This window comes from Candidatus Krumholzibacteriia bacterium (assembly GCA_029865265.1).
GTDB lineage: Bacteria > Krumholzibacteriota > Krumholzibacteriia > WVZY01 > JAKEHA01 > JAKEHA01.
The window spans coordinates 86,250-98,057 of record JAOUHG010000007.1; the positions used below are offsets into that span (position 1 = coordinate 86,250).

General features: G+C 67.0%; 10 protein-coding genes. All 10 read right to left on the reverse strand.

Annotation, left to right across the window (positions count from 1 at the left end):
- Positions 1-10: 10 nt before the first annotated feature.
- Genes murG through OEX18_05310 form a run of 10 tightly spaced genes read right to left on the reverse strand, consistent with a single transcriptional unit; the run spans position 11 to position 11,672 of the window.
- On the reverse strand, positions 11-1,135 hold the full coding sequence (gene murG / locus OEX18_05265) for an undecaprenyldiphospho-muramoylpentapeptide beta-N-acetylglucosaminyltransferase (GenBank protein ID MDH4336670.1): 1,125 nt from the start codon (positions 1,133-1,135) through the stop codon (positions 11-13).
- Positions 1,132-2,334 carry a putative lipid II flippase FtsW gene (locus OEX18_05270; GenBank protein ID MDH4336671.1) on the reverse strand — a complete coding sequence of 401 codons (1,203 nt, stop codon included), beginning with the start codon at positions 2,332-2,334 and terminating at the stop codon, positions 1,132-1,134. The genes murG and OEX18_05270 overlap by 4 nt, the downstream gene beginning before the upstream one ends.
- Before the next feature lie 8 nt (positions 2,335-2,342).
- A complete protein-coding gene (gene murD, locus OEX18_05275; protein ID MDH4336672.1) occupies positions 2,343-3,701 on the reverse strand; it encodes a UDP-N-acetylmuramoyl-L-alanine--D-glutamate ligase in 1,359 nt (452 codons plus the stop codon).
- A gap of 4 nt (positions 3,702-3,705) precedes the next feature.
- A complete protein-coding gene (mraY, locus tag OEX18_05280; protein MDH4336673.1) occupies positions 3,706-4,791 on the reverse strand; it encodes a phospho-N-acetylmuramoyl-pentapeptide-transferase in 1,086 nt (361 codons plus the stop codon).
- A 20-nt stretch (positions 4,792-4,811) separates the two neighbouring features.
- Positions 4,812-6,215, reverse strand: a complete 1,404-nt coding sequence (murF, locus tag OEX18_05285; GenBank protein ID MDH4336674.1) for a UDP-N-acetylmuramoyl-tripeptide--D-alanyl-D-alanine ligase — start codon at positions 6,213-6,215, stop codon at positions 4,812-4,814.
- The gene (locus tag OEX18_05290; protein MDH4336675.1) at positions 6,212-7,726 is read right to left on the reverse strand and encodes a UDP-N-acetylmuramoyl-L-alanyl-D-glutamate--2,6-diaminopimelate ligase; all 1,515 of its coding nucleotides are present in this window, start codon (positions 7,724-7,726) and stop codon (positions 6,212-6,214) included. Before OEX18_05290 ends, murF begins: the two co-directional genes overlap by 4 nt.
- A gap of 21 nt (positions 7,727-7,747) precedes the next feature.
- Complete coding sequence (locus tag OEX18_05295; protein MDH4336676.1) at positions 7,748-9,823, reverse strand: penicillin-binding transpeptidase domain-containing protein; 2,076 nt, start codon at positions 9,821-9,823, stop codon at positions 7,748-7,750.
- Positions 9,820-10,245, reverse strand: a complete 426-nt coding sequence (locus OEX18_05300; protein ID MDH4336677.1) for a hypothetical protein — start codon at positions 10,243-10,245, stop codon at positions 9,820-9,822. The genes OEX18_05295 and OEX18_05300 overlap by 4 nt, the downstream gene beginning before the upstream one ends.
- Positions 10,242-11,168 (reverse strand): 16S rRNA (cytosine(1402)-N(4))-methyltransferase RsmH, encoded by a 927-nt coding sequence (gene rsmH / locus OEX18_05305; GenBank protein ID MDH4336678.1) that lies wholly within the window; start codon positions 11,166-11,168, stop codon positions 10,242-10,244. Before rsmH ends, OEX18_05300 begins: the two co-directional genes overlap by 4 nt.
- Before the next feature lie 60 nt (positions 11,169-11,228).
- Positions 11,229-11,672: a hypothetical protein gene (locus tag OEX18_05310; protein ID MDH4336679.1), complete on the reverse strand. Its 444-nt coding sequence runs from the start codon at positions 11,670-11,672 to the stop codon at positions 11,229-11,231.
- Positions 11,673-11,808: the final 136 nt, after the last annotated feature.

Sequence of the window (11,808 nt, forward strand, 5' to 3'; positions counted from 1 at the left end):
TCATTCCCCCTCATGCCGCCAACCTCACCGGGTCTTTTTTTTTACAGATGTCCAGGATGGCATCCGCGGCGCGCTGTCCCGCGTCCGGTGTCGCCCACGCTTTCATGGCCGCGCCCATCGTCCCCAGCCGCTCCGGCGAAGACATCAGATCGGTTACCTCGCGCGCCAGACGCTCGCCGTCGAGTTCCGCATCCGCAACCATGCGCGCAGCACCGCGCGCCACCAGCGGCGCCGCGTTCCCCTCCTGGTGCCCGTCGGCCGCGTACGGATAGGGGACGAGGATGGCGGGGACGCCGAAGGCGGCGAGTTCGAACACCGACGACGCACCCGAGCGTGCCACCGCGAGGTCCGCCAGCGCGTAGGCATCCTGCATTTCGTCCAGGTAGTCCAGCACGCACACGCGCGTCTTCGCGGCGCCCAGACGCCGCTCCACCTGCGGGCGATCGCTGGCGCCTACCAGCATCAGAAACTGAATGTCCAGCGCCTCGGCGATGCGTGGGGCGGCGTCGGCCCCGGCCAGGTTGAGCGTCCGCGCACCGCGGCTGCCACCCACCACCAGCACCGTGCGCCGCGACGCGTGCAGACCAAAGCGCTTTGCGGCCGCCTCGCGGCCCGCCCGCGGGAGTTTGCGGATGGGATTTCCCACCACCAGCGTGCGCGTGCCGCGCGGCAGCGAAGGGATGGATTCTTCGAACGCGAGCAGCACCAGGTCGGCAAAACGCGCCAGCCGGCGGTTGACGAGGCCGGCCACGCTGTTCTGCTCCTGCAGCACGCGCGGCGTGCCCCGCAGCACGGCGGCGATGACCATGGCGGCGCTGGCGTATCCACCGGTACCCAGAACGACATGCGGGCGAAACGTCGCGAGTATGGCAAGTGCGCGTGCAACACCGCGCGCCAGTACCACGGGGAACAACAGGCGGCGCGCGAGGGACGCGCCACGCAGTCCGTATCCCGGCAACAGCTCGCACGGGAAACCCGCGCGGGCCAGTATTCCCTCCTCCACACCGCCGCGCGCTCCGACAAACAGCGCCTCGGTTGCGGCGCGCTCCCGCAGACACTCCACGATGGCAATGCCCGGGTAGACGTGCCCCCCCGTGCCACCACCGGCCACCACGATGCGCAGCGTGTCGCTCATCGCGTACCCGCCGCCGGCCACGGGGCCCAGCTCATCGGTGCGCCGCGCCGCGCGCTGACGCGCCGGCGCGACAAATTGAGAAGCACGCCCACCGCGAACGCGTTCACCACCAGAGCTGATCCGCCGTAGCTGAGGAAAGGAAGTGGCAGGCCCGTCACCGGAAACAGCCCCGTCACCACGTACATGTTGAGGATTGCATAGACGAACAGCGACGCGGCGATGCCCACGCCGAGCAGCTGGCCGAAACGATCGCTGCACTCGTGCGAGATCTTCAGCGCGCGCAGGGTGATGGCGAGAAACGCACCACTCACCAGCAGGGTGAACAACAGTCCGCCCTCTTCCCCCACGATGGAGAAGATGAAGTCGGTATATGCGTCCGGCAGCCAGCTCAGCTTCTGTTCGCTGTGACCGAAACCGACACCGAAAAGACCACCGGAGCCAAGCGCGATGAGCGACTGGTCCACCTGCCAGTTCATGCCGGTGGGAGACCCGCCGTGACCGAGAAAGGCGGCCACGCGCTCGCGCACGTAGTCGTAGCGGATGAGGGCGAATGCGGCCAGCGCAGCGCCCGCGGCCATGAACGCGCCAATGTGCAGCAGACGCGCGCCACCCACGAAAAGAATGATGAGCGAAATGAGAATGGTGGCGACGGCGGTCCCGAAGTTGGGCATGGCGGCCGACAACCCCGCCACCAGTCCGATGGCGGCCGCCGCGGGAAGAAAGCCGCGGCGGAAGTCGGCAATGTCGTTTCCCCGTTTCGCAATCCAGTACGCCAGGAAGAACACCAGTCCGGTGCGCGCAATCTCGGACGGCTGCAGTGTGGTCTTGATGAAGGGAATGATGTACCAGCGTTGTGTGTCGCGGATGTTGGCCCCAAACACGAACAACCCGGCCATCAGGACCAGCCCGGTGAGCAGCAGCATGGGCGCGGCCTTGCGATAGACCCGGTAGTCCACGCGCGAGGCCAGAAACAGCACCACAACGGCCACCAGGCAGCGGGTGGCGTGGTTGCGCATGAGGGCAAACTCATCGCCGAACTTCCCTCCCGCGAAGAACGAACTCGAGGAGAGCACCAGGCTCACCCCGATCGCCATCAGGAACATGGTGATCACCAGGATGCGGGTGTCCATCACCATGCGCAGCATTTCCTGGCCACGCGTGGACGGACGTCCGGTCGATTCGACGGTGCCCTGCCGCACAATCCCTCCTAGAGCGCGTTCACGCACGCGCGAAACGTTTCCCCACGGTCCTGGTAGTTCTTGAACATGTCGAAGCTGGCGCACGCCGGCGCCAGCAGTACCGTGTCGCCGGGCGCGGTCGCTGCACGGGCGGTGTTCACCGCATCGCGCATGTCACCCGCATCCGCCATTTCACAGTGCCCGGTCAGTGCGGCGCGGATGGCGGTGCTCGCCTCGCCGATCAGAACCGCGCGTTTCACCCGCCCCAGCTGCGGGACGAGTGCGGCAAAGTCGCCGTCCTTGTCGCGACCGCCGAGGATCACCACCACCGGACCCTCCACGCTCATCAGGCTCTTGATGGCCGCATCCACGTTGGTGGCCTTGGAGTCGTTGATGTAAGCCACGCCGTCCACCACCCGCACCATTTCCATCCGATGCGGCAGCGCGCGATAGGCCCGCAACGCGCTGCGTATGGACGCCAGGTCGACGCCCAGCGGGATCACCGCGGCGATCGCCGCCAGGGCGTTCTCGAGGTTGTGGATTCCGGCCGGGGTGAACTCGCCGCGGCGGATGACCTCCACACGCTGGCCGTCCCACACCCGCACCACCGCCCCGCCGTCGAAGAAGACGCCGCGGTCCAGCGAGCGCATGGAACTGAAGGGTACGACCGGACCACGATGGCCGCTCGCGATACGCACCGCGGCCGCATCCTCGGCGTTATACACGTACCATGTCTCCTCGCCAGCACGGTTGAGGATGCGCGCCTTGGACGCCGCGTACTTCGCCATGGAACGCTGGTAGCGATCCAGGTGGTCCGGCGTCACATTGAGCAGCACGGCGACGTCCACACGAAACTGGTCGATGGTGTCCAGCTGGAAGCTGGAGAGCTCCAGCACCAGCGTGTGCGGATCGCGCTCGCGCAGCACATCCGCCAGCGGCGTGCCCACGTTTCCGGCCACCACCACGTCGTCACCCGCGGCGGCGAGGATCTCACCGATCACACCCACCGTGGTCGACTTGCCGTTGGTGCCCGTCACGCCCACGATGCGCGCCCGCGTGTAGTGCCAGGCTGCTTCGATCTCGCCAATGACGGGAACGCCCGCGCCGCGCGCCGCCACGATGAGCGGGTGCTCCATCGGCACGCCGGGGCTGACCACGACACAGTCGCTGCGCGTGGCGGCGACAGCCGCGTCCTGCCGCGACAGGGTCACAACGCGTTGCTTGAAATCCCGGGCCACTTCGGAATCTGCAAAGCGTGCCATGGCCTGCGGGTCATCGTCGTAGACCGACACCGCGTGCCCGTGAGAAGCCAGCAGTGCGCTCACCGCGACACCGCTGCGCGCCAGCCCGACCACGAGAAAGCTATGATATTCGTCGAAGTTCGCCATCGCCCTACTGGAGTTTCAGTGTGCTCAGACTCAGCAGCGCCAGCAACGCACCGGCAATCCAGAAACGCACCACAACCTTGTTCTCGTGCCATCCGGACAGTTCGAAGTGATGGTGCAACGGCGCCATCTTGAACACCCGTTTGCCGGTCAGCTTGAAGGAGACGACCTGCATGATCACGCTCAGCGCCTCGGCAACGAACAACCCGCCAATGATGACGAGCAGAAGCTCGCGCTTGAGCAGCACCGCGATGGCACCCAGGGTGCCGCCCAGCGACAACGAGCCGGTGTCGCCCATGAACACTTCCGCGGGATGCGCGTTGTACCACAGGAAACCAAGTGAGGCGCCCACCGCCGCCATGCAGTAGACCGCCAGCTCACCGCTTCCCTCCAGGTACATGATGTTCAGGTAGTCTGAGAACACGCGGTGGCCGCTCACGTACGCCAGCCCCGCGAAGGCGAAGAAGCAGAAAGCGGAGAGCCCGATGGCGAGCCCGTCCACGCCGTCGGCCAGGTTCACCGCGTTGCTGGTGGCCGTCACCACCAGCGCAACCAGCAAGATGAAGAACAACCCGAAGTTGATGAACAGTCCCTTGGCAAACGGAATGCTGGTGAGCGTGCCCGCGTCGCGTGCCACCGGATTCCAGTACAGAAAGGCGCCCAGCGCCAGGCCCAGCGTCATCTGCCCGATCAGCTTGTAACGCCCCACCAGTCCTTTGGGGCGCCGCTTCACCACGCGCAGGTAGTCGTCGAAGAACCCCAGCGCGCCGGTCCACACGGTGGTGATGAGCGCTATCTGCACATAGCGGTTGGTGAGGTTGCACCACAGCAGCGCCGGAACCAGGATCGCGGTCAGAATGAGCAGCCCGCCCATGGTGGGTGTGCCCGCCTTGGCGTGGTGTGTCTGCGGTCCCTCCTGACGGATCACCTGGAACATCTGTGTGCGCCGCAGCAGGCGGATGAGCGCGGGCCCCAGCACGAAACTGATGAGCAATGCCGTGACCATGGCGTAGGCGGAACGGAACGTGATGTAGCGGAAGACGTTGAACGCCGAGATCTCGGTATGCAGCGGATACAGCAGGTGGTACAGCATGGGGGGGTTGTTGCCTCCGTTCAGTTCCGCGCCACCAGCGCGCCGAGAAGCCCGGTCGCGAATTCATCCAGCTTGCACGCCCGTGATGCCTTGACGAGAATCACGTCCCCATCGCGGCTGTCCGCGGCCACCGCCGACACCAGCCGCTCGAGATCCGCGTGGGCATGCACGGTCGTGTCCGGCGCCACCGCGCTGACACCGCCCTGCACGACCTTCGCCTCCTCACCCAGCCAGTAGACGCGATCGAGCTTCAAGCGAGCGATCTCCTCGCCGACCCCGCGGTGCGCGGCGGCGGATGCATCACCCAGCTCCTTCATGTCGCCCAGCACCGCCACGCGACGGCCGGCGTCGAGTTGCGCGAGCATCGCCAGTGACTTGCGCATGCTGGCCGGGCTCGCATTGTAAGACTCGTCGATGATGGTGACACCGGCGGCGGTGTGAATCCGCCCGCGCCCCGGCATGGGACGCACGGACAGGAACGCGTCGCGCTGGCGCGCCGCATCCACACCGCACACATCCCCCACCGCGAACGCCGCGCACGCGTTGAGCGCGTTGTAGTCGCCCACGGCTGACAGGCCTACCGGCTCCCCGTTGATCGTGAACGAGAGTATCCCGTCCCCGAACGAGAGGTTCGCAAGCCTGAAGTCGGCCGTGGGCGACCGGCCGAAGCTGGAGAGCCGTCCCTGCACGATGGCGCTCAGCTTCTCGAAATAGTCGTCGTCGCGCGGCAGGATGGCGTGTCCATCCGCGGTCTGATGGGCCAGGATCGATCCCTTTTCGCGCGCGATGGCGCCACGCGAGCCGAAGTGCCCCACGTGCGCGTCGCCGATATTCGTGATCACCACGATGTCCGGGCGCAGCAGAGCGCCCAGCAGGTCGATCTCGCCGATCTGGTTGGCGCCCACCTCGCACACCAGGTACTCGCAGTGCTGGTCGGCTTCCAGGATGGTGATGGGCACGCCGATCTGACTGTTGAAGTTACCCCGATTGGCGTGGGTACGAAACTTGGTGCGCAGCACGGCACGAACGTACTCCTTGGTGGTCGTCTTGCCGCTCGACCCGGTCACGGCCACCACCTGTGCATCGAGGTGCCGCCGGTAGCCGCGCGCTAGTTCCTGCAACGCGCCACGTGAGTCGCGCACGAGGAAATACGGGGCACCCGCCGCCCGCAGCCCCCCGCACGCGGCGGCGCTGGAAATGATCACCGCGGGGCTTCCCGCCTGGTAGGCGTTCAGCGCGAAGCGATGTCCGTCGGTATGTTCCCCGGCGATGGCGAAGAAGAGACGGCCCGCGCACTCGGCGCGGGTGTCGATGGTGGCGCCCGACCAGGCGAGCAGGGCCGCGTCCGCACAGAGGGACGCGTCCACCAGTTGCCCGGCGGCCTCCAACTCATCGCGCACCCATTCCAGGGTTCTGACGATCACCGCGCACGCCATTGCGCCAGCGCCTCCTCCGCCTCAGCGCGTTCGCTGTAGGGGATCTTCTTCGTTCCGATGATCTGGTATTCCTCGTGACCCTTGCCGAGCAGCGCCACCACGTCGTCGGGGCCGCTGGCGGCGAGAGCGGCGGCGATGGCCCGCGCGCGGTCGGGTTCGACGACCACGCGGGTGCGATTCTCAATCCCGCCCAGCACGTCTTCGACGATCGTCTCGGCGCGTTCCGAACGCGGGTTGTCGGTGGTGAGATAGATCCGGTCGCAGAAACGTTCCGCCAGCGCGCCCATCACGGGCCGCTTGGCCTGGTCGCGGTCGCCACCGCATCCAAAAACCGCCACCAGGCGCCGGGGCTTGAGGCCGCGACATGTCTCCAGCACCCGCTCGAACCCGTCCGGTGTGTGCGCATAGTCGATCACGACCACGGGGCGCCCGCCGCCCCCCAGCGCTTCGAACCGTCCCGGGATATGCGCGACCGCCTCCAGTCCCGCACGCGCCTGCTCCGGGGTCGCCCCCATCTGCATGCAGGCGACCGCCGCGAGCGCCGCGTTGGCGGGCACGAATCCGCCCAGCAGCTTCATATCGGGGCGTATTTCCCCACCGCCGGGCAACAACAGGGTGAAACGCGTCGCGTGTATGGAGACGTCCATATCGCGTACGCGCACGTCGGCGTCGTCGCCGGTGCCGACCGCAATCTTGCGGCCGCGAAACGCGGCGCCGATTTCGCGCGCGTTGGCGTCGTCAATCCAGAACACGAGCGTCCCGGCGGGCTTGCGCCGGCCGGGGTCCACGAGCGAGTTGCAGAACTCAGCCTTCGCGGACTTGTAGTCGCCCATGCTTCCGTGAAAATCGAGGTGGTCGTGAGTGACATTCGTAAGTATCCCGACCTCGAAGTCCAATCCCCATGTTCGATGTTGCCGCACGGCATGAGAACTGACCTCCATGACCACCCCGAAACAGTGCTGGTCCCGCATGACGCGGAACCAGGAGTGCAACGTAAGGGCGTCGGGCGTGGTGTGCGGATCGCGCACCAGCGTGTCGACGCCGTGTCCCAGCGTTCCGATGATCCCCATGCGCCGCCCGGCCGCCATCATGATGGAACGGACCAGGTGGGCGGTGGACGTCTTGCCGTTGGTCCCGGTGACGCCGCACAGGCGCAGATCCGCGGCCGCGTCCCCGTGGAAACGCGCGGACAGCAGGGCCAGCGCGCGCGCGGAACTCTCCACCACCACACAGGGAACTCCAAGGGACGAAACCGGGCGCTCGGCAACCACGGCAACCGCCCCGCGCGCCAGCGCGTCACCGATGAACGCGTGCCCGTCCACCGCGGTACCGGGCACCGCAACGAACAGATCGCCGTCCTGCACCTTGCGCGAATCGACTGCGATGCCTCGCACGACCAGGGTGCGCGTGCCGCCGTCCAGCGGGGTCAGCACCAGCACACCCAGGGCGTCGATCAACGATCCCAGAGTCATCGTGTGCGCGTCGTTCTTCCCGGTCATCGTGAGCATCTTTTCCAGGCCCTAACGCCCCACCATGGCGCTCGCAACCGCCGCCTGGCCGGCGATGGCCATGGTGCGTGCAATCGCGCCGAGACCCGCTTGATCGTCATCGCGCCTGCCCGCGGCCGAGGCGTCGCGGTACGCCATTCGCAGGCGCGCGTTGCGTTCGAAGTCGCCCCGCGTGCGCCCGTCCACGCCGCCGGCCGCAACCAGCAGGCGAATGACGCCATTGCGATCCATCCTCGCCCCGGGTGCGGGCACCTGCGCCACCACGCGTCCGCCATCGCCCTGCACGAGCACGTTGCTGCCACGCCGGCGCGCGTAGTCCAGCGCGGCCTGGCGTTCCATGCGCAGGAAGTTCGGCGCGGCATTGCGCCGGCCGGAATCGGCGGCAACCGCGAGCGTCTCCACGGAGAGAACATCGTCGAAGATGGGGGTGGCGCTGGCCAGGCTGCGGCACACGCGCGCAAAGACGGGCGCCGCGGAGTCACCGCCGAAACGGGCCGACCAGTGCGGCTCGTCGAGCATGACCAGGCAGGCGATGCGCGGGCTCTCGTAGGGCGCGAATCCGACGAAGCTCGAAATGTACTTGTTGGCGACGTAGCCGCGCTGGCCCGCCTTCTGCGCGGTGCCGGTCTTGCCCGCGACGCGCATGAACTCCACGCGTGCGGCCTTGGCGGTGCCCTCCTCGACCACGTTCAGGCAGAACTCGCGCAGTATCGCCGCGGTCTCTTCGGTCACCACGCGGCGAACCACCACCGGCTCGGAGCGCGCCGCCTCACCGGTGGCCGGATCGACGACCGCCTTCACCAGACGCGGCATCATCATGAGACCGCCGTTGGCGATGGAGGCAAAGGCGTTCAGCATCTGTATCGGTGTTACCGCCACTTCCTGGCCGAACGCCATGGTGGCCTTGGTACGCGCCGACCAGCGGCCGATCTCCGGCACGGTGCCGGCCGACTCTCCAGGCAGGCCGATCCCGGTGCGCGCGCCGAACCCGAACAGGTGCGCGTATCCATAGAAATCGCCCGCGGAGAGCGTGCTTACCGCCTTGGCCATCACGATATTACTGGAGAGTGCGAAGGCCTCCTCCACGGTGAGGTAGCGGTGCGGATGGGGATCGCGGATGACCGCGAAGCCGAGATCGGCGCGCCCGTCCTCGGCGTCGAAGGAATCGGCGGGCGCCACCGAAGACTTCTCCAGCAGGGCGGCCGCGGTGACCAGCTTGAAGGTGGATCCGGGTTCGTAGATGTGCGATACGCTGCGCAGCGTCCACAGCGAGTCGGCGCGCGATGAGCCATCGCGCGTCCCCACTGCCGGCGCCTCCGCCAGGGCCAGCACGTCGCCGGTGGCAACCTCCATGACGATGATGGCGCCGCCTCGCGCGTCGTTCTCGACCACCGCTCGGCGCAGTTCGTTCTCCGCGATGTCCTGCACGGTGGCGTCGATGGTCAGATACACGTGCTTGCCGTCACGCGGCTTGCGGTCGACGAAGCGGTAATAGCGTTCGCTTTCGTACACGCCGTTGCGAATTATCTTCTCGCGCCCGGGTGCGCCGCGCAGCGCGTCGTCGTAGGCGGCCTCCACACCGGAGAGCCCCCGGTTCTCCCGGCTGACAAAACCGACCACCTTGCTGCCGACCGCATCGTACGGGTAGATGCGGTTGGCCTTGACCTCCACCGCAACGCCGCGCAGACGGGCCAGCTCCGTGCGCGCGGTCTCGTCCAGCATCGCATCATGCCTGACGTACACGTATGACTTGCGGGAGCGCAGCTTCTGCCGCACCACATCCCGGGAGACGCCGAGCTTCGCGGACAGGACACGACTGACACCCGCTGCGTCCTTCACGCGATCCGGTTGCACGGCCACCGAGCAGCGGCGGATATTCAGCGCGAGCGGCCGCCCATCACGGTCGAAGATACCGCCGCGCGTGGCCGCCACCTCGACCGAGGATTCGCGCTGCTCGGCGGCGCGCGCCGCGTAGGCGTCGTGGCGCAGGTACTGCACCTGCACCAGCCGGCCCCACAGACCCAGAATGGCGATGACGAATACACCGCCCACAACGCACAGGCGCCGCTTTTGAGCGCGGCTCGTCACTCGCCCACCACCTGGGTAAGATCGCTGATCTCAGTACCCAGCACCTCGTTGACGCGCACGCGCGGCTCGACCGGCGACTCCGGCAGTGCATCGCCCTCGACCGCCACGCGCACGACATCGTTCATGTTCGCGCTCACCATGCCCATCGTCTCCTCGCATTGCCGCGAGATACGCGACTTCGCAGTCAGGGTGGTGTACTGCGCGGTCAGAACCCCGATGCGCTCCTCCAGTGCCTGGCGGGAGCGCTTCTTCTCCGCGATCGTCTCCATGAGACTGTTGGTGTAGACCTGGGTGGAGACGTAGGCGAGCAGGAATACGGAGGAGGTGGCATAGGCCATCACCATCATCGGTACGCCCAGCTTTCCGGACAGCGCGTCGAGCAGAAAGCGTCCCGCGGCGATGGCCACGTGGCGGCGCTTCACGACGCACGCTCCCGGTCGATCTTCTCTGCCGCGCGCAGCAGCGCACTCCGAGCCCGCGGGTTGCTTGCAGTCTCCGCATCGCCCGCGCGCACCGCGCGGCGTGTGAGGATGTGCAGCGACGGCTTGCGGCCGCACACGCACACCGGCACGCTGGGCGGGCACACGCATGCACTGGCCGCGTCGCGCATGAACTCCTTGACCATTCGATCCTCGAGCGAGTGGTAGCTCAACACCACCAGGCGCCCGCCGGGTCGCAGCACGGCCGGGGCGCGGTCGAGAAGGCGGCGCAGATGGTCCAGCTCGCTGTTCACGGCGATGCGCACCGCCTGAAACACGCGTGACAGTTCGCCCGGGGCGACGCTGCGCCCCAGCACCGCGACCACGGCCGCGCGCAGATCGGCGGTGGTTCGCAGCTCGTCGCGATCCGCGGCGGCGCGGATCGCGCGAGCTACACGACGCGGCTGCCGGACCTCGCCGTATTCCTTGAGCAGTCGTGCAATTTCATCAATGCCGGAGCGGTGCAGCAGATCGGCCGCGGTCTCACCGTCGCCTCCCATGCGCATGTCCAGCGGACCGCTGGCCCCGTGCGCGAACCCGCGTCGGGCATCGTCTATCTGCGGGCTGGAGATGCCCAGATCCAGCAGGATCCCGTCCACCATCCCCACCCCCGCGAGCGCCCCCTCCAGATCCGAGTAGTGCCCCTGCACGAGGGTCAAGCGGTCCGAGAAGCGGCTGAGACGCCGCGCGGTGCTCTCGATGGCCACCGGATCGCGATCGATGCCGATCACACGCACGCCGGCGCTGGCGCGCAGGATTGCCTCCGCATGGCCGCCGAAGCCCACGGTGCCGTCCACCACCACGCGCGAGCGGTCGTGCAGGAGGTAGCGCACCACCTCTTCGGTCATCACCGGGACGTGCAGCATTCTCTCCCTGGTTCGCACCCGTGCGTGCGTGCGCGCATATGGAACGACCACCGCCAGCATTTAAAAGAACGAGTTGTTGATGTGCTTGAACGCCTTCGCCATTTCGGCGTAGCGCTGTTCAACGTGTTTGGGATTCCAGACTTCGACGCAGGCGTTCATGTTGATGACGACCACTTCCGCGCCGAGCTGGCAACGATCGCGCAGTCCCCTGGGGACAATGAGGCGGCCCTGCGCGTCGGCCACCACCGTCTCGCGGTGGAGCTGGACGAAACGCACGAAGTCCCGTTTCAGGTCGCCGGGGGCCTGGCTCAGGAACCGACGCTCATACTCTTCCCACTGGGCCGCGTTGCGGATCTCCAGGAACGGAGGATCCTCGATGTTCGGCAGCAGGTGGAGCCGGTCGCCCTTCTTGAGCTTGAAATGCTCGCGGGCCGCCCGGGACAGCTGAAGCCGGCCCTTGGGATCGATGGCGTGCAAATGTTTTTCGCCGAAGTTGCCCTGCATGAGCAGCCTAACTCTTTGAAAAACAGCGATTTACGGATTAGTTAGGGACAATGCACCACTTGAGGCCGGATTTTAGGGACTTTTAGGGACGACGGTCAAGCTAAAACGCGAGACAGGGACAGAAATCGACCCGTGC

Coding starts and splice junctions, on each gene's coding strand:
- murG (MDH4336670.1), bottom strand. CDS start 1,135: ATGAGCGACACGCTGCGCATCGTGGTGGCCGGTGGTGGCACGGGGGGG.
- murD (MDH4336672.1), bottom strand. CDS start 3,701: ATGGCGAACTTCGACGAATATCATAGCTTTCTCGTGGTCGGGCTGGCG.
- mraY (MDH4336673.1), bottom strand. CDS start 4,791: ATGCTGTACCACCTGCTGTATCCGCTGCATACCGAGATCTCGGCGTTC.
- OEX18_05290 (MDH4336675.1), bottom strand. CDS start 7,726: ATGACCGGGAAGAACGACGCGCACACGATGACTCTGGGATCGTTGATC.
- rsmH (MDH4336678.1), bottom strand. CDS start 11,168: ATGCTGCACGTCCCGGTGATGACCGAAGAGGTGGTGCGCTACCTCCTG.
- OEX18_05310 (MDH4336679.1), bottom strand. CDS start 11,672: ATGCAGGGCAACTTCGGCGAAAAACATTTGCACGCCATCGATCCCAAG.